Raw genomic sequence first — 17,529 nt, forward strand, 5'->3', positions numbered from 1 at the left:
CCTGCGGGTTACCGTTTTGCTGTTAACTCTCTTTCGCCTGCCCCGCGCGGAAACGGAACCGGCAGCCAGGCGCGGATACTCAACCCACCCCGTTCGCTGGTGCCAATCTCCAGCAGACCGTTATGGTTATCCACAATACGCTGCACAATCGCCAGACCTAAACCGGTGCCGCTGGTGCTGCGCGCGCTGTCGCCGCGCACAAACGGCTGGAACAGGTGTTTGCGCTGCTCCGGTTTGATCCCCGGACCGTCATCTTCCACCTGGAACCAGGCGCGGCTCAGCTCGGAGCCGCTGCTGACCTTGATCCAGCCGTTGCCGTACCGGGCGGCATTGACCACCATATTCGCCACGGCGCGCTTAATAGAGAGCGGGTGCATCCGCACGGTGATATCGCCCGGCTGCAGATCGGTTTCGATCTCACGCTCGTAGCCGCTTTCGGCCGCCACCACTTCACCCAGCACCGCGTTCAGATCCGCCATCTCCATCGGCATCTCCTGCCCGGTGCGCAGGTAGTCGATGAACTGCTCGATAATGGCGTTGCACTCTTCGATGTCCTTGTTGATGGACTCCGCCAGGTAGCCATCTTCCTCGCCCATCATTTCGGTCGCCAGACGGATACGCGTTAACGGGGTGCGCAGGTCATGGCTGACGCCAGCCATCAGCAGGGTACGGTCATCGGCCAGTTGTTTCACCCCCGCCGCCATATGGTTGAACGCGCGGGTAACGGAACGCACTTCCGACGCGCCATATTCGCGCAGCGGAGGAGGAATAATCCCTTTACCGACCTGGAGCGCCGCATGCTCCAGGTCGACCAGAGGTCGGTTCTGGATGCGGATAAACAGCCACGCGCCGCCTATCGCCAGCAGCATGATCGCCAGGGTGTAGCGGAACAGCGGCGAGAAGTCGCCCTGATGGATTTCGGTGAGGGGCACGCGTACCCAGATGTTGGGTGAGAGCCAGGTTTTTAGCCAGACCACCGGCGAGCTTTTGTTGACCTCAACGCGCACTTCCGTTGGGCCGCCCAGCTGCTGCGCCATCTGCTGGCTTAAAAATTCATAATGTTGCGCCCAACGCAGGCCTGCGTCTTCCGCCGCTTCGTTAGAGTAGAGCGATATCCCCAGCTCACGGTAGATTTCACGGCGAAACGCAGGGGGAACCACCAGCTGCGTGCCATCTTCCAGCTGCAGTTTATCGGTCATCAGCATACGTACTTCGTAGGCCAGGACCTTATTAAACTGCTGAAGGCTCGGTAGGATCGCAAAGTTCAGCACCACCAGATAGGTCGTCACCAGGCTGACAAACAGCAGGGTGACGATCAGTAACAGGGTGCGGGCAAACGAGCTTCGCGGCGAAAAACGCATTCGCCTCATGCTTTAGAGCCGTCCGGGACAAACACGTAGCCCAGACCCCAGACGGTTTGGATATAGCGCGGATGCGCCGGGTCCTCTTCCACCATGCGGCGCAGGCGGGAGATCTGTACGTCGATGGAACGCTCCATCGCGGAGTACTCACGGCCACGGGCCAGGTTCATCAGCTTATCGCGCGACAGCGGCTCGCGCGGGTGGCTGACCAGCGCTTTCAGGACCGCGAATTCGCCGCTGGTGAGCGGCATCGGCTCATCTTCGCGGAACATCTCGCGGGTGCCCAGATTCAGCTTGAACTTACCGAAGGCAATTACCGCCTCTTCCTGCGACGGTGCGCCAGGCAGTTCGTTCGCCTGACGGCGCAGTACGGCACGGATACGCGCCAGCAGCTCACGCGGGTTAAACGGTTTTGGAATGTAGTCGTCGGCGCCAATTTCCAGCCCCACGATACGGTCAACCTCTTCCCCTTTCGCCGTCACCATAATGATCGGCATTGGGTTGCTTTGGCTGCGCAGACGGCGGCAGATAGAGAGGCCATCTTCGCCCGGCAGCATCAGATCCAGCACCATCAGGTGGAAGGATTCGCGGGTCAGCAGGCGATCCATCTGTTCGGCGTTAGCCACGCTACGAACCTGGAAGCCCTGCTCGGTCAGATAACGCTCAAGGAGCGCACGCAGGCGCATGTCGTCATCCACCACCAGAATCTTATAATTCTCTTGCATTGTCAGTACTCCCAAAGGTTCGGATAATCTTGCAGATGCGTATTCTAAAAAAGTGCGCGTCTACGACCAGCTAATTCTGGTATAAATTCTAGTCGAAATTGTTACAAAGCATATTTAACAGCAGCTTATATATACATTCCATCACATAACTCATTATTAATCCTGTCTGTTAAGATAAGTGATACGTAATGTGCGCAAGGTAAGCAACCTCGTCGTAAGGCAAAAGAATGAAAACGCCCCTGATCACCCGCGAAGGGTATGAAAACCTGAAGAAAGAGCTGGACACCCTGTGGCGGGAAGAGCGCCCGGAAGTGACGAAAAAAGTGACCTGGGCAGCAAGTCTCGGCGACCGCAGTGAGAATGCCGACTACCAGTACAACAAAAAGCGGCTGCGCGAAATCGACCGCCGGGTGCGTTATCTGACCAAATGCCTTGAGAACCTGAAAATCGTCGACTATTCCCCGCAGCAGGAGGGCAAAGTCTTCTTCGGCGCATGGGTCGAAATTGAAAACGACGATGGCGATCTCAAGCGCTTTCGTATCGTCGGTTACGATGAAATTTTTGGTCGTAAGGATTACATTTCTATCGATTCGCCAATGGCCCGCGCGCTGCTGAAAAAAGAGGTGGGCGATCTGGCTATCGTCCAGACCCCGGCGGGAGAAGCCAGCTGGTATGTAAATGAAATCGAGTACGTAAAATAGTCCTGGAGCGCCCCCCGCGACTGGCATTTTGCTGTGCCAGTCCGTATAACTATCCCCTGATTTTTTGACCCACAAGATGAAATAGCCATGATGAAAGATTCGCTCTGCCGCATTATTGCGGGTGAACTTCAGGCAAGGGCTGAACAGGTAGAAGCTGCCGTTCGCCTGCTTGATGAAGGGAACACCGTGCCGTTTATTGCACGTTATCGTAAGGAAGTCACCGGCGGTCTGGATGATACGCAGCTGCGTAACCTGGAGACCCGCCTTGGCTATCTCCGTGAGCTGGAAGAGAGGCGCCAGGCGATTCTGAAATCCATCGGCGAACAGGGCAAGCTGACCAGCGATCTGGAAAAAGCCATTAATGGCACCCTGAGCAAAACCGAGCTGGAAGACCTCTATCTTCCCTATAAACCCAAGCGCCGTACCCGCGGGCAGATTGCCATCGAAGCCGGCCTGGAGCCGCTGGCCGATCTGCTGTGGAACGAACCCGCACACGACCCGGAAACCGAAGCCGCGAAATTTATCGATGCCGATAAAGGCGTGGCCGACACCAAAGCCGCCCTTGATGGCGCTCGCTACATCCTGATGGAGCGCTTCGCCGAAGATGCAGCCCTGCTGGCAAAAGTGCGTGATTACCTGTGGAAGAACGCCCATATCGTCTCCACCGTGGTCAGCGGCAAAGAGGAAGAAGGGGCGAAGTTCCGCGACTACTTCGATCACCATGAACCGATTTCAACCGTGCCCTCTCACCGTGCGCTGGCGATGTTCCGCGGTCGCAACGAGGGCATTTTGCAGCTCTCCCTGAACGCCGACCCGCAGTTCGACGAGCCGCCGAAAGAGAGCCACGGCGAGCAGATCATCACCGATCATCTCGGTCTGCGCCTGAACAACGCCCCGGCAGACAGCTGGCGCAAAGGGGTGGTGAGCTGGACCTGGCGTATCAAGGTGCTGATGCATCTCGAAACCGAACTGATGGGCACCGTGCGCGAGCGCGCCGAGGACGAAGCGATCAACGTCTTTGCCCGTAACCTGCACGACCTGCTGATGGCGGCCCCTGCCGGCCTGCGCGCCACCATGGGCCTCGATCCGGGTCTGCGTACCGGCGTGAAGGTCGCCGTGGTGGATGGCACCGGCAAGTTGGTGGCCACCGATACCATTTATCCGCATACCGGCCAGGCGGCAAAAGCTGCGGTCGCGGTTGCGGCGCTGTGCGAAAAGCACAACGTCGAGCTGGTGGCGATCGGTAACGGCACCGCCTCCCGCGAAACCGAGCGTTTCTTCCTCGATCTGCAAAAGCAGTTCCCGAAAGTGACCGCCCAGAAGGTGATTGTCAGCGAAGCGGGGGCCTCGGTCTACTCGGCGTCCGAACTGGCTGCGCAGGAGTTCCCGGATCTCGATGTTTCCCTGCGCGGCGCGGTCTCTATCGCCCGCCGTCTGCAGGATCCGCTGGCGGAGCTGGTGAAGATCGACCCGAAATCCATCGGCGTGGGCCAGTACCAGCATGACGTCAGCCAGACCCAGCTGGCGCGTAAGCTGGACGCGGTGGTGGAAGACTGCGTGAACGCCGTGGGCGTTGACCTGAATACCGCCTCCGTTCCCCTGCTGACCCGCGTGGCGGGCTTAACCCGCATGATGGCGCAGAACATCGTCGCCTGGCGTGATGAGAACGGTCAGTTCCAGAACCGCCAGCAGCTGCTGAAGGTAAGCCGTCTCGGGCCAAAAGCGTTTGAGCAGTGCGCGGGCTTCCTGCGCATCAACCACGGCGATAACCCGCTGGACGCCTCCACCGTTCACCCGGAAGCCTACCCGGTGGTCGAGCGCATTCTGGCCGCTACCCAGCAGGCGCTGAAGACGCTGATGGGCAACAGCAGCGAGCTGCGTAACCTGAAAGCCGTTGACTTCACCGACGAGAAATTCGGTGTGCCGACCGTGACCGACATCATCAAAGAGCTGGAAAAACCTGGCCGCGACCCGCGTCCGGAGTTCAAAACCGCGCAGTTTGCGGAAGGCGTCGAGACGATGAACGACCTGCTGCCGGGTATGGTGCTGGAAGGCGCGGTCACTAACGTCACCAACTTTGGCGCGTTTGTGGATATCGGCGTGCATCAGGATGGCCTGGTGCATATCTCCTCTCTGGCCGACAAGTTCGTGGAAGATCCACATACCGTGGTGAAAGCTGGCGACATCGTAAAAGTGAAAGTGCTGGAGGTGGATCTGCAGCGCAAGCGTATCGCCCTCACCATGCGTCTGGACGAGCAGCCTGGCGAGACCAACGCCCGTCGTGGCGGCGGTAACAGCGAGGCACGTCAGCAGCGTCCGGCGGCGAAACCGCGCGGGCGTGAAGCACAACCCGCCGGCAACAGCGCGATGATGGATGCGCTGGCGGCGGCGATGGGTAAGAAACGCTAGCTTACGTAATGCCCGGTGGCGCTTCGCTTACCGGGCCTACGGTTTTGTCGCCCAACGCACGAATTACATTAAAATGTACTCACTCATTTCTTTATCAATATGTAACCTATTGCACATCCATATTTAAACCGATAATTATCACTCCGTTAACAATAAATCTTTTTATCTCTTCCCTTCAGCGCCGTAAATATTGAGCAAGGTCAACCAGGCTGCAAATTAATAGCGCCATGCACATTCCGTCACATATTTAATATTGATGATAGAAACCATTCTCATTACCATTGTGTCTGTTGATTATTTAACCTTCCGTTAAGTAGGCACTATGCAATTTACTCCAGACAGCGCGTGGAAGATCACCGGCTTCACCCGCGAAATCAGCCCGGCCTATCGCCAGAAGCTGCTCTCTTTGGGGATGCTTCCCGGCTCCTCATTCCACGTTGTACGTGTGGCCCCGCTGGGCGATCCGGTCCATATCGAAACCCGACGTGTGAATCTGGTTCTGCGTAAGAAAGATCTCGCCTTAATAGAAGTTGAAGCTCTGTCACAATAAAACGCCAGCTCTCGTAGCGAGTCTGAAAAAATGAAAAAATTAACCATTGGCTTAATTGGCAACCCCAATTCCGGCAAGACAACGTTATTTAACCAGCTTACCGGCGCCCGTCAGCGCGTCGGTAACTGGGCGGGCGTCACGGTCGAGCGTAAAGAGGGCCAGTTTACGACCACCGACAATCAGGTCACCCTCGTCGATCTGCCCGGCACCTACTCGTTAACCACCATCTCCTCCCAGACCTCGCTCGATGAGCAGATCGCCTGCCACTATATTCTGAGCGGCGACGCCGACCTGCTGATCAATGTGGTGGACGCCTCAAACCTTGAGCGAAACCTCTACCTCACGTTGCAGCTTCTGGAGCTGGGTATCCCCTGCGTGGTGGCGCTGAACATGCTCGATATTGCGGAAAAACAGCAGATCCGCATCGATGTCGACGCGCTTTCCGCCCGTCTCGGTTGCCCGGTGGTGCCGCTGGTCTCAACCCGCGCCCGCGGTATCGACGCCCTGAAGCTTGCCATTGACCGCCACAGCCGCAATGCTGAGGTGGAGCTGGTGCACTATGCCCAGCCCCTGCTGAGTGAAGCCGGGATCCTCGCAAAGGCAATGGCGCACAGCATGCCGTTCAGACAGCGCCACTGGCTCGGCCTGCAAATGCTGGAAGGCGATATCTACAGTCGTGCCTATGCCGGTGATGCCGCCCACCAGCTGGATGCCTCCCTTGCGCGGCTGAATGACGAGCTGGACGACCCTGCCCTGCACATTGCCGATGCCCGCTATCAAAGCATCGCTGCCATTTGCGACGTGGTCAGCAATGCCCTTACCGCCGAGCCGAGCCGTTTTACCCAGGCGATGGACACGGTCATCCTCAACCGTTTCCTCGGTCTGCCGGTCTTTCTGCTGGTGATGTACGTGATGTTCCTGCTGGCCATCAACATTGGCGGCGCGCTGCAGCCGCTGTTTGACGTCGGCTCTGTCGCCCTCTTTATTCACGGCATTCAGTGGCTGGGTTATACGCTGCATCTGCCGGAATGGCTGACTATCTTCCTCGCCCAGGGGCTGGGCGGCGGGATCAACACCGTCCTGCCGCTGGTGCCGCAGATCGGCATGATGTATCTGTTCCTCTCTTTCCTGGAGGACTCCGGCTACATGGCCCGCGCCGCCTTCGTGATGGATCGTCTGATGCAGGCCCTCGGCCTGCCGGGCAAATCGTTCGTGCCGCTGATTGTCGGCTTCGGCTGCAACGTGCCGTCGGTGATGGGGGCGCGGACGCTGGATGCGCCCCGCGAGCGCCTGATGACCATCATGATGGCGCCGTTTATGTCCTGCGGCGCACGGCTGGCGATCTTCGCGGTGTTTGCCGCCGCCTTCTTTGGCCAGGAGGGGGCCCTGGCGGTCTTCTCGCTCTACGTGCTGGGGATCGTGATGGCGATCCTTACCGGTCTGATGCTCAAGCACACCATCATGCGTGGTGAGGCGACCCCGTTTGTGATGGAGCTGCCGGTTTACCACGTTCCACACCTGAAAAGCCTGCTGATCCAGACCTGGCAGCGGCTTAAAGGCTTTGTGCTGCGGGCGGGTAAAGTGATTGTGGTGGTCAGCATCTTCCTCAGCGCGCTCAACAGCTTCTCCCTGAACGGCAAGGCGGTAGACAACATTGACGACTCCGCCCTGGCCTCCGTCAGCCGCGTTATCACCCCGCTGTTCAAACCCATTGGCGTGCATGAAGACAACTGGCAGGCTACCGTCGGGCTGTTCACCGGCGCAATGGCGAAAGAGGTGGTGGTGGGTACGCTTAACACCCTCTATACCGCCGAGAATATTCAGGAAGCCGCGTTTAACCCGGCCGATTTCCACCTCGGCGACGAGCTGGTCAGCGCCGTGGATGAAACCTGGCAGAGCCTGAAAGCGACCTTCAGCCTGAGCGTTCTTGCAAACCCGATTGAAGCCAGCAAAGGCGACGGCGAGATGGCGACGGGCGCAATGGGCGTGATGAGCGAGAAGTTTGGCAGCGCCTCAGCGGCCTACAGCTACCTGATCTTCGTTCTGCTCTACATTCCCTGCATCTCGGTCATGGGAGCCATCGCCCGCGAATCGAGCCGCGGCTGGATGGGCTTTTCGGTGCTGTGGGGGCTGAACATCGCCTACTCGCTGGCGACGGTCTACTACCAGACGGTCAATTTTACTCAGCATCCGCAGTACAGCCTGGTCTGCATCCTGGCAGTGGTACTGTTTAACGTGGTGGTGATCGGGCTGTTACGCCGGGCCCGCAGCCGTGTGGACGTTAATCTGCTGGCGAAAGGCAGAACCGCGGCGGCCTGCTGTGAAAGTCCGGTAAGCGACTGTCATTAGGAGGCGGCATGGCATCGTTAATTGAAGTACGTGATTTACTGGCGCTACAGGGAAGAATGGAGGCCACCCAGCTTAGCCAGATGCTGCATACCCCGCAGGCGATGATCGAGGCCATGCTGCAACGTCTTGAGGCGATGGGCAAAGCGAAGCGGATTCAGGAAGATGCCGACGGCTGCTTAACCGGCAGCTGTAAAAGCTGCCCCGAAGGAAAAGCCTGCCTCAGGGAGTGGTGGGCGCTGCGTTAAGTGTGAATAAAGCCGGGCAACTCTGCCCGGCTTTGTGCAATTATTTGTAGACTTCTGCGGTCGCGCGGATGTCTTTCGAATCTTTGTTGGCGCTGGTGACGACAAAGTACTTACCGCCCATCTCATCAGCTTTCTGTGAAAGCTCTTTTCGCGCATCCATTGGCGCGGTGGTGTCAGACGTAGAGATATGGCCAACTTTCGTCAAATTCATCTCTTTCACTTTGTCTTTCTGGATCTCTTCCGCCGCCATAACACCGAAAGAGAGTGATCCAATAACCAGAGAAGCAACAATACCTGTGACAAGTTTCATAGTCATGACTCCCAAAGATGATTGTAATTTTGATTATCGAACGCGGGATAACCGCAACGATATATTGAGTATTGTTGCGGTACGTCACTTTTTCCAGCTGAAATGAAAAATAATCAGTTTAAACGACGACTTAAGGCGATCAACGCCGCGCAAAATTCGTCGGAGTGAGAGATAAAGGGCGCATGCGCCGCTTTAGCGATGATCAGGGCTTCACTCTGCGGCCATTGCTCATCCAGCAGCGGCACGATTTTGCGCGGCACCAGCCCGTCGAGATAGCCATAAATTCGCAGATGCGGCAGCGAAAGCGTCGCCAGCGGCGCGCGGAGATCGACCGTTTTCAGGATCTCCAGCCCGCCATTCAGCACCGCCACCTCCGGCATCGGCAATGACAGCACCGTGGTTTTCAGCGTGCGGGCATCCTGGCGCGCCGTTTCTGTGCCCATGGTTTGCAGGGCGAGGAAGCGCTCCACCGTGCGCTGGAAGTCATTGCTCAGCTGCTGCTGGAAGCCGGCCAGCACCTCAGGTTTGATCCCCGGCCACTCCTCCTGGGCGCTAAAACAGGGGGAAGAGGCGACGGTCACCAGAGCATGCACCCGCTCAGGGTGCGTCAGGGCAATCTGGCTCGCCACCAGCCCGCCCAGGCTCCAGCCCACCCAGATCGCCCGATCCGGAGCCTGAGCCAGCACCTGCTCCGCCATCTCCTCAAGCGTCATTGCGCCAAAATCCCGGCTGCGGCCAAAGCCCGGCAGATCCACCAGGTGCAGCGTAAAATGCGAGGCCAGTTCCTCACTGACGCAACGCCATACTTCGGCATTCAGCCCCCATCCGTGCAGCAGCACAAGATGACAATTTCCTGTCCCGACGGTCTGCCACCAAAGGTTGTTCATCGATTACTGTTCTCTTTTTTCACAAGGAGGTTGTCTATGCTAACAGTGCCCGGCTTGTGCTGGCTATGCCGGATGCCGCTGACCCTCGGCCATTGGGGAGTCTGTTCCGTATGTGAAAGGGGAATTGCCCCGCGGGGGAGCCGTTGTCCCCGGTGCGGCTTGCCGGCCATTCACCCTCACCTGCCCTGTGGGCGCTGCCTGCGTAAACCGCCGCCGTGGCAGGCACTGGTGGCGGTGTGCGGTTACAGGCCGCCGGTGAGCCTGCTTGTCCATCAGCTAAAATTTTCCCGCCGCAGCCAGCTGGCCCAGCCGCTGGCGAGGCTGTTACTGTTGGCGCTGTTGCGGGCCAGGCGCAGCCACGGTTTACCGCGTGTCGATATGATGGTCAGCGTGCCGCTCTGGTCCCGGCGGCACTGGCGGCGCGGTTTTAACCAGAGTGACCTGCTCTGTCGCCCGCTGGCCCGCTGGCTAAACTGCCGCTATGTTCCCGACGCGCTTCGCCGCATCCGCGCGACCCCGGCCCAGCATCGGCTCAGCGCGCGGCTGCGTAAACGCAACCTGCGGCACGCCTTTGCGCTTGAATTTCCGGTGGCAGGGCGCCATATCGCTCTGGTGGATGATGTCGTGACAACAGGTGCTACCGTTGCGGAGCTCTCCCGCCTGCTTTTGCGAAGCGGCGCGGCGTCGGTTCAGGTATGGTGTCTGTGTCGAACCTTGTAGCGCCCTCAGGTTGGGCGTATTATACCCAGGTAATTTAGTCAACTATTAGGCCAATTCTATGATCCGTATTTCCGATGCTGCACAAGCGCACTTTGCCAAACTGCTGGCAAATCAGGAAGAAGGGACCCAGATCCGCGTTTTCGTGATCAACCCTGGCACCCCGAATGCAGAATGCGGCGTCTCTTATTGCCCACCGGATGCTGTGGAAGCAACTGACACCGCCCTGAAATTTGAGCAGCTCACTGCCTATGTCGATGAGCTGAGCGCCCCGTATCTGGAAGATGCGGAAATCGATTTTGTCACCGACCAGCTGGGCTCGCAGTTAACGCTGAAAGCGCCAAACGCCAAAATGCGTAAAGTAGGCGATGACGCTCCGCTGATGGAGCGCGTGGAGTATCTGCTGCAGTCCCAGATCAACCCGCAGCTGGCGGGCCACGGCGGTCGTGTTTCCCTGATGGAGATCACCGACGAAGGCTTCGCCATTCTGCAGTTTGGCGGCGGCTGTAACGGCTGTTCAATGGTCGACGTCACCCTGAAAGAGGGGATCGAGAAGCAGCTGCTGAACGAGTTCCCGGAGCTGAAAGGCGTACGCGATCTTACCGAACACCAGCGCGGCGAACACTCTTACTACTGATTGCCCGTTTGCTTGCCCGGTGGCGCTACGCTTACCGGGCCTACAAACGCACATCCCCTCTTCCCTTGCCTCATAACATGACCTGCGTCTCAGAATTCACATTTTGACCGCGGGGGTCATTCTCAAGCCGCACATGTTACCCGTATCATTCTCACGGGCACTAAAACAGCTTTACGCCGACCGACTAAACTAAAGATTTAGAAGGCAGCCTCTCTGTGTGCCATCAGTTAGCCGTTCCCAGTTGGGGCAACATTAGTATGTCGTTGAAATAATGACGTTACCCATAACAATTTTTAAGGCCAGATAATCATGCCATTAGTCATTGTCGCTATCGGTGTAATCCTGTTACTGCTCTTGATGATCCGTTTCAAAATGAACGGTTTTATCGCCCTTGTTCTGGTGGCACTTGCTGTCGGCCTGATGCAGGGTATGCCGCTGGTAAAAGTTATCAGCTCCATTAAAGCTGGCGTGGGCGGTACGCTCGGTAGCCTCGCGCTGATCATGGGCTTCGGTGCCATGCTCGGTAAAATGCTGGCTGACTGCGGTGGCGCACAGCGCATCGCAACCACGCTGATTGCTAAATTCGGCAAAAACAACATTCAGTGGGCGGTGGTTTTAACCGGCTTCACCGTTGGTTTCGCGCTGTTCTACGAAGTGGGCTTCGTGCTGATGCTGCCGCTGGTGTTCACCATCGCCGCTTCTGCCAGCATCCCGCTGCTCTATGTCGGTGTGCCGATGGCTGCTGCACTGTCAGTGACACACGGCTTCCTGCCGCCGCACCCGGGCCCGACCGCTATCGCCACCATCTTCCATGCGGATATGGGTAAAACCCTGCTGTTCGGTACTATCCTTGCGATCCCGACCGTCATTCTGGCAGGCCCGGTGTTTGCGCGCTGCCTGAAAGGAATCGACAAGCCGATCCCGGAAGGGTTGTATAACGCCAAAACCTTTACTGAAGCCGAAATGCCAAGCTTTGCCGTCAGCGTCTGGACCTCTCTGGTACCGGTTGTGCTGATGGCCCTGCGCGCCGTCTGTGAAATGGTGCTGCCGAAAGGCCATCCGGTTCTGGGCGTGGCGGAGTTCCTGGGCGACCCGGTAATGGCGACGCTGATCGCGGTTCTGATTGCGCTCTTCACCTTTGGTCTGAACCGTGGCCGCTCCATGGATCAGATTAACGACACCCTGGGCTCCTCGATCAAAATCATCGCCATGATGCTGCTGATCATCGGTGGTGGCGGTGCGTTCAAACAGGTTCTGGTGGATAGCGGCGTGGACAAGTACATCGCCTCCATGATGCATGAAACCAACATCTCTCCTATCCTGATGGCCTGGTCTATCGCGGCGGTTCTGCGTATCGCGCTGGGTTCTGCCACCGTGGCCGCTATCACTGCGGGCGGTATCGTGGCGCCACTGATTGCGACGACGGGTGTCAGCCCTGAGCTGATGGTTATCGCGGTGGGTTCCGGTAGCGTGATCTTCTCTCACGTCAACGATCCGGGCTTCTGGCTGTTCAAGGAGTACTTCAACCTGACCATCGGTGAGACCATCAAGTCCTGGTCGATGCTGGAGACCATCATCTCCGTCTGCGGCCTGATTGGGTGTCTGCTGCTGGGTATGGTGGTGTGATGTGATAGTGCCGGGTGGCGGCTGCGCCTTTCCCGGCCTACATAAACAGAACATGCACATTCCGTAGGCCCGGATCGCTACGCGTCACCGGGCAATAAAAAACCCGCCATCCGGCGGGTTTTTTTATCACTTCTTCGCAGCCGCTTTTCGCCGCTTATCCAAATCCTTAATCAGCTTGTTCACGCCGTCATCGGCAAACATCGCCTCAAGGGAGGTGGAGAGCTTGCGACGCCAGTTCTTGTACTGGTAGCTGGTGCCCGGGATGTTAACCGGCTCCGCCATACCCAGCCAGTCTTCCGGCTGCAATCCCAGCAGCGCACTGTTGCTGTCGGCAATGTAGCGCTGCAAACCGCGGTTGAGCGTGGCGGTCATCGACATCAACGACGCCTTATGCCCGGTGCGTTTTGGCAGGCAGCCGTGCTCATGCAACGCATCCAGCAGCCCCTGCTTCGACAGCTCACGATCCTGATAGAGCCCGTGGAGCATCACTTCGTCAGGGTAGAGACCCAGCGTCTTGCCCAGGGTAAGGTCGCCGCTGTCCCACCAGCCACGAAGCGTAGGAAGGTCATGCGTCGTCGCGACTGCCATTGATTGTTCTGGATACGCCTCCGGCGCGCGGAAGTTCTTTTCAAGGTCGTTTTCAAAATAGAGCACCTTGTAGGAGTACACGCCGCTGTCACGCAGCTTGCTGACAATTTCTACCGGTACGGTACCGAGATCTTCGCCGATCACCATACAGTTATGGCGCTTACTCTCCAGCGCAAGGATAGAGAGCAGATCGTCCACCGGATAGTGAACGTAGGCGCCGTGGTCGGCGGTTTCGCCGTAGGGGATCCACCACAGACGCAACACCGACATCACATGGTCGATACGCAGCGCACCGCAGTTCTGCATGTTGGCGCGCAATAGTTCGATAAAGGGCTCATAGGCGCGAGCCGCAATCACGTGCGGGTCCATCGGCGGCAGACCCCAGTTCTGACCGAGCGGGCCCAGAATATCCGGTGGCGCGCCGACCGAGGCTTTCAGGCAGTAGAGCTCGCGATCGCACCAGGTTTCCGCCCCGCCTTCAGCCACGCCAACCGCCAGGTCACGGTAGAGACCAATCGGCATGTCGTAACCCTGGCTCTCCTGCCAGCAGGCTGCGAACTGGCTGTAGGCGAGCCACTGCAGCCAGAGGTAAAAATCGACCTCGTCGGCATGTTCGTCGCAAAACGCTTTCACCGCCGGGGACTCGACGGACTGATACTGCTCAGGCCAGACCGGCCAGCCCCAGCGCATTTCATCCTCTTGCACCTGATGCGCATGCAGGGCGTCGAACGCCGCCTGCCAGTAGAGGCTCTCCCCTTCGCGGGCAACAAACGCCCGGAAGGCCGCCATCTGGTCGTCGTCACGCTGCGCAAAGCCTTTCCACGCCATACGCAGCGCGGCCATCTTCAGCGCGGTGACGGAGGCATAATCGACCCACTCGGCATCGCGGGCGCGTTGCAGCGTCTGCCGGGTAGTCTCCATCTTCCACCACGCCTGCGCCTCGTCGCTGTTGCGAAAATCCTCCACGGCGTTCACGTCGATATAAATCACGTTCAGCCAGCGACGGGACGACGGGCTGTACGGGCTGGCGCTCTCCGGGTTGGCCGGATAGAGCGCATGGATCGGGTTAAGGCCGATAAAGGCCCCGCCGCGCTTGCCAACGTCCGCCAGCATCTTTTTCAGATCGCCAAAATCGCCGATCCCCCAGTTAGCCTCCGAGCGCAGCGTGTAGAGCTGCACACAGGCGCCCCACAGCTTTTTGCCCTCTTTCAGCGCCTGCGGCTCGTAGCAGCGTTTTGGCGCCACAATCACCCGGCAGTGCCAGCGCTGGCCGTCCTGGGTGAGCGTCAGCGTGTGGTAGCCCTCCGGCAGTTTTGCCGGAAGGTTGAGGTTTTTGCCGCCCGTGGCGTGGCCCTTGTGCTGATGTCCCTCTTCGGTGGTCAGTAGCCAGCTAAAGTCGCCGCTGCCTTCGATCGTCAGCGGCATCTTTTTCCCGGCGGTGTAGACCATCACGTTCGGGACGGGGGTGACCGCCGCTTTCGCGACGGGTTTGGCTTTATGCATGGCATCCAGCAAACGCCTCTTGGTTTCAGCACCAATAGACTGCGGTTTACCATGAGCATTGATGTAGCTGGGGCTGATGCCCGCCGCCAGTGCGGCATTATCGAGACGTTTACTTTCCATCGCGCTTCCTTAGCGTTTTGCCTGCCAGATGCGGGCCTGGTAGTCGCGGATTGAACGGTCAGAGCTGAACATGCCACAGCGCGCGGTGTTCAGAATGCACGCCCGGGTCCAGGCTTCCTGGTCGCGGTACAGAACATCGACCTGTTTCTGCGCCTCAACGTAGCCGGCAAAGTCCGCCATCAGCAGGTACGGGTCGCCGCCCTCTTTACCGATGCTGTGCAGCATCTGGTCGAACGCATGCTTGTCGCCATCGCTGTATTTGCCGCTCTCCAGCTCTTTCAGTACCGCATCCAGCAGTTTGTCTTTTTTACGCCATTTCACCGGGTCGTAACCTTTGGCTTTAATGGCTTTCACCTCTTCCACAGTATGGCCGAAGATAAAGATGTTCTCGTCGCCCACCTGCTCGGCAATCTCAACGTTCGCCCCGTCCAGAGTACCCACCGTCAGCGCGCCGTTCAGGGCCAGCTTCATGTTGCCGGTGCCGGAGGCCTCTTTACCGGCAGTAGAAATCTGCTCAGAAACGTCCGCTGCCGGGATTAACAGCTCGGCCGCCGAGACGCAGTAATCCGGCAGGAAGACCACTTTCAGCTTGTCGCCCACTTTCGGATCGTTGTTCACCGCGTCGGCCACTTTATTGATAGCGAAGATGATGTTTTTTGCCAGGTAGTAGCCCGGCGCCGCTTTCGCGCCAAACAGGAACACGCGCGGCACGCGATCGGCCTGCGGGTTCTCGCGGATCTCTTTGTACAGCGCCAGAATGTGCAGCAGGTTCAGGTGCTGACGCTTGTACTCGTGCAGACGTTTAATCTGAATATCAAACAGCGCGTTCGGGTTGATCTCAATCCCGGTACGGGCTTTGACGTACGCCGCCAGGCGCACTTTGTTGTCCTGCTTGATGGTGCGGTAAGACTCGCGGAATGCCGCATCGTCGGCATATTTCTCCAGGTTGATCAGCTGATCGAGATCGTTGGCCCACTCTTTATCCAGCGAAGAATCCAGCAGCGCGGAGAGTGCCGGGTTGCACTGCTTGATCCAGCGACGCGGGGTGATGCCGTTGGTCACGTTGTGGAACTTGTTCGGCCACAGCTGGTGATATTCCGGGAACAGATCTTTCACCACCAGGTCGGAGTGCAGCGCAGCCACGCCGTTTACCGCAAAACCGCTCACCACGCAGAGGTTAGCCATGCGCACCTGTTTGTCGAACACCACTGCCAGCTTCGCCCATACCGCTTTATCGCCCGGCCAGGTTTTCTCGACCCGCTTTTTGAAGCGGTTGTTGATCTCGGTGATGATCTGCATATGGCGAGGCAGCAGGGTTTTAATCAGCTTCTCGTCCCAGCACTCCAGCGCCTCTGGCATCAGGGTGTGGTTGGTGTAGGCGAAGGTCTTGCTGGTGATCGCCCAGGCGTCATCCCAGCTCAGCTGATGCTCGTCGATCAGCACGCGCAGCAGTTCCGGAATGGCGATGGTTGGGTGGGTGTCGTTCAGCTGGATCACTTCGTAATCCGCCAGCTCCGCCAGTTTGCGGCCCGCCTGGTGGTGGCGACGGAGAATGTCGGCCACGGAGCAGGCGCACTGGAAGTACTGCTGCATCAGGCGCAGCTTTTTGCCCGCCAGATGGTTGTCGTTCGGGTAGAGAACCTTGGTCAGCTTGTCGGCGTCGATCCCCTGCTGCTCGGCACGCAGGAAATCGCCGTCGTTGAATTTGGTCAGGTTGAACGGATGGGCATGGGTCGCCTGCCACAGACGCAGCGGCTGCGCCACGCCGTTACGGTAACCCAGCACCGGCAGATCCCAGGCCTGGCCGGTGATGGTGAAGCCCGGCTCCCACTGGCCCGCTTTGGTCACTTTACCGCCAATACCCACCTGTACATCCAGCGCTTCGTTGTGGCGGAACCACGGGTAGCTGCCACGATGCCAGTCATCCGGGGCTTCCATCTGCTGGCCGTCGGCAAAGGACTGACGGAACAGGCCGTACTGATAGTTCAAACCATAGCCGATCGCCGACTGGCCTACCGTCGCCATGGAGTCCAGGAAGCAGGCCGCCAGACGCCCCAGGCCGCCGTTGCCGAGCGCCGGGTCGATCTCCTCTTCCAGCAGGTCGGTCAGGTTAACGTTGTGCGCGTTCAGCACATCGCTCACCTCCTGATACCAGCCCAGGTTAAGCAGATTGTTACCGGTCAGACGGCCAATCAGGAATTCCATTGAGATGTAGTTAACGTGGCGCTGATCTTTCGCCGGTTCTACTGCGGGTTGGGCGCTCAGTAACTCGGCGAGCGCTCCACTGACGGCCTGCCACCACTGGCGGGAGGTCATCTCTTCAGCGGCATGTAAACCAAAACGCTGCCACTGACGCGTCAGGGCAGCCTGGAATTGAGCTTTGTTGAAAGTAGGCTGTGACATAGGGAATCTGCATCCTGTAGAGAGAAAATAAAACGTTGGCGCTAGTGTGCCTGGCTACTTATGGCTCTTCCTCCTCCTGCCGGGGATTAGGCGGGGAGGAGTAGCGGGGATGAGCGATAAAGTGTGATCGCGGCCACTTTCCACAGCCAGAGTGTGGGGCATTGCAGACGAGATTACCGGGAAGAGTGTCAAAAAATGAAACAGGTTTTCAGAAGAAATATATGAGCGCAGTAATAATTACTTACCTGAAATAATAACTGTAGGATTTTACTGTATCGCAGAGGGTTATTTTACCAGGGTAACCATCCCGAGACTTTATTAACTTTTCACAGCCTTTACGATTCTATATTCCTTTTTATGCTTAACCTTCCGCATGCTCGCCAAACCAGTATCCATGC

14 protein-coding genes are annotated in these 17,529 nt (G+C 58.1%); 8 read left to right on the forward strand and 6 right to left on the reverse strand.

The window, feature by feature from the left end; all coding sequences use genetic code 11:
• Positions 1–8: 8 nt before the first annotated feature.
• Both envZ and ompR read right to left on the reverse strand, forming a co-directional pair.
• Positions 9–1,370, reverse strand: coding sequence for a two-component system sensor histidine kinase EnvZ (gene envZ / locus C2U54_RS02995; protein ID WP_103177314.1), 1,362 nt, complete (start codon positions 1,368–1,370; stop codon positions 9–11).
• Positions 1,367–2,086 (reverse strand): osmolarity response regulator transcription factor OmpR, encoded by a 720-nt coding sequence (gene ompR / locus C2U54_RS03000; protein WP_001157751.1) that lies wholly within the window; start codon positions 2,084–2,086, stop codon positions 1,367–1,369. Before ompR ends, envZ begins: the two co-directional genes overlap by 4 nt.
• A gap of 227 nt (positions 2,087–2,313) precedes the next feature.
• Here ompR and greB point away from each other — a divergent pair, with 227 nt between their 5' ends.
• The 5 genes from greB to feoC all read left to right on the forward strand — a co-directional run bounded on the left by greB (position 2,314) and on the right by feoC (position 8,340).
• Positions 2,314–2,787, forward strand: coding sequence for a transcription elongation factor GreB (greB, locus tag C2U54_RS03005; protein ID WP_103177315.1), 474 nt, complete (start codon positions 2,314–2,316; stop codon positions 2,785–2,787).
• Positions 2,788–2,874: 87 nt separating this feature from the next.
• Positions 2,875–5,196, forward strand: coding sequence for a Tex family protein (locus C2U54_RS03010; protein ID WP_103177316.1), 2,322 nt, complete (start codon positions 2,875–2,877; stop codon positions 5,194–5,196).
• A gap of 322 nt (positions 5,197–5,518) precedes the next feature.
• Positions 5,519–5,746 (forward strand): ferrous iron transporter A, encoded by a 228-nt coding sequence (feoA, locus tag C2U54_RS03015; RefSeq protein WP_103177317.1) that lies wholly within the window; start codon positions 5,519–5,521, stop codon positions 5,744–5,746.
• Between the two features lie 30 nt (positions 5,747–5,776).
• A complete protein-coding gene (feoB, locus tag C2U54_RS03020) occupies positions 5,777–8,095 on the forward strand; it encodes a Fe(2+) transporter permease subunit FeoB (RefSeq protein WP_103177318.1) in 2,319 nt (772 codons plus the stop codon).
• Between the two features lie 8 nt (positions 8,096–8,103).
• Entirely contained in the window at positions 8,104–8,340 is a 237-nt protein-coding gene (gene feoC, locus C2U54_RS03025; RefSeq protein ID WP_103177319.1) for a [Fe-S]-dependent transcriptional repressor FeoC, read from the forward strand.
• A 40-nt stretch (positions 8,341–8,380) separates the two neighbouring features.
• Here the strand turns inward: feoC and C2U54_RS03030 are convergent, their stop codons facing one another.
• Both C2U54_RS03030 and bioH read right to left on the reverse strand, forming a co-directional pair.
• Complete coding sequence (locus C2U54_RS03030; protein WP_103177320.1) at positions 8,381–8,650, reverse strand: YdgH/BhsA/McbA-like domain containing protein; 270 nt, start codon at positions 8,648–8,650, stop codon at positions 8,381–8,383.
• A 113-nt stretch (positions 8,651–8,763) separates the two neighbouring features.
• Positions 8,764–9,537, reverse strand: coding sequence for a pimeloyl-ACP methyl ester esterase BioH (gene bioH / locus C2U54_RS03035; protein WP_103177321.1), 774 nt, complete (start codon positions 9,535–9,537; stop codon positions 8,764–8,766).
• 36 nt (positions 9,538–9,573) lie between these two features.
• Between bioH and gntX the strand changes: the two genes are divergently transcribed.
• From gntX to gntT, 3 genes are all read left to right on the forward strand, one after another.
• Positions 9,574–10,257 (forward strand): DNA utilization protein GntX, encoded by a 684-nt coding sequence (gntX, locus tag C2U54_RS03040; protein ID WP_103177322.1) that lies wholly within the window; start codon positions 9,574–9,576, stop codon positions 10,255–10,257.
• Between the two features lie 58 nt (positions 10,258–10,315).
• Positions 10,316–10,891: a Fe-S biogenesis protein NfuA gene (gene nfuA / locus C2U54_RS03045; protein ID WP_103177323.1), complete on the forward strand. Its 576-nt coding sequence runs from the start codon at positions 10,316–10,318 to the stop codon at positions 10,889–10,891.
• A 309-nt stretch (positions 10,892–11,200) separates the two neighbouring features.
• Entirely contained in the window at positions 11,201–12,517 is a 1,317-nt protein-coding gene (gntT, locus tag C2U54_RS03050) for a gluconate transporter (RefSeq protein WP_103177324.1), read from the forward strand.
• 126 nt (positions 12,518–12,643) lie between these two features.
• On the opposite strand, the gene malQ is transcribed toward gntT, so the two are convergent.
• Positions 12,644–14,728 carry a 4-alpha-glucanotransferase gene (gene malQ, locus C2U54_RS03055; protein ID WP_103177325.1) on the reverse strand — a complete coding sequence of 695 codons (2,085 nt, stop codon included), beginning with the start codon at positions 14,726–14,728 and terminating at the stop codon, positions 12,644–12,646.
• A 9-nt stretch (positions 14,729–14,737) separates the two neighbouring features.
• Positions 14,738–17,131 carry a maltodextrin phosphorylase gene (gene malP / locus C2U54_RS03060; RefSeq protein ID WP_103177326.1) on the reverse strand — a complete coding sequence of 798 codons (2,394 nt, stop codon included), beginning with the start codon at positions 17,129–17,131 and terminating at the stop codon, positions 14,738–14,740.
• Between the last annotated feature and the right edge of the window lie 398 nt (positions 17,132–17,529).

The sequence above is a fragment of the Leclercia sp. LSNIH1 genome, assembly GCF_002902985.1.
GTDB lineage: Bacteria > Pseudomonadota > Gammaproteobacteria > Enterobacterales > Enterobacteriaceae > Enterobacter.

What these genes read in the sequence shown, in the direction of transcription:
- envZ (WP_103177314.1), bottom strand. Translation starts at nt 1,370, where the DNA reads ATGAGGCGAATGCGTTTTTCGCCGCGAAGCTCGTTTGCCCGCACCCTG.
- ompR (WP_001157751.1), bottom strand. Translation starts at nt 2,086, where the DNA reads ATGCAAGAGAATTATAAGATTCTGGTGGTGGATGACGACATGCGCCTG.
- greB (WP_103177315.1), top strand. Translation starts at nt 2,314, where the DNA reads ATGAAAACGCCCCTGATCACCCGCGAAGGGTATGAAAACCTGAAGAAA.
- C2U54_RS03010 (WP_103177316.1), top strand. Translation starts at nt 2,875, where the DNA reads ATGATGAAAGATTCGCTCTGCCGCATTATTGCGGGTGAACTTCAGGCA.
- feoA (WP_103177317.1), top strand. Translation starts at nt 5,519, where the DNA reads ATGCAATTTACTCCAGACAGCGCGTGGAAGATCACCGGCTTCACCCGC.
- feoB (WP_103177318.1), top strand. Translation starts at nt 5,777, where the DNA reads ATGAAAAAATTAACCATTGGCTTAATTGGCAACCCCAATTCCGGCAAG.
- feoC (WP_103177319.1), top strand. Translation starts at nt 8,104, where the DNA reads ATGGCATCGTTAATTGAAGTACGTGATTTACTGGCGCTACAGGGAAGA.
- C2U54_RS03030 (WP_103177320.1), bottom strand. Translation starts at nt 8,650, where the DNA reads ATGAAACTTGTCACAGGTATTGTTGCTTCTCTGGTTATTGGATCACTC.
- bioH (WP_103177321.1), bottom strand. Translation starts at nt 9,537, where the DNA reads ATGAACAACCTTTGGTGGCAGACCGTCGGGACAGGAAATTGTCATCTT.
- gntX (WP_103177322.1), top strand. Translation starts at nt 9,574, where the DNA reads ATGCTAACAGTGCCCGGCTTGTGCTGGCTATGCCGGATGCCGCTGACC.
- nfuA (WP_103177323.1), top strand. Translation starts at nt 10,316, where the DNA reads ATGATCCGTATTTCCGATGCTGCACAAGCGCACTTTGCCAAACTGCTG.
- gntT (WP_103177324.1), top strand. Translation starts at nt 11,201, where the DNA reads ATGCCATTAGTCATTGTCGCTATCGGTGTAATCCTGTTACTGCTCTTG.
- malQ (WP_103177325.1), bottom strand. Translation starts at nt 14,728, where the DNA reads ATGGAAAGTAAACGTCTCGATAATGCCGCACTGGCGGCGGGCATCAGC.
- malP (WP_103177326.1), bottom strand. Translation starts at nt 17,131, where the DNA reads ATGTCACAGCCTACTTTCAACAAAGCTCAATTCCAGGCTGCCCTGACG.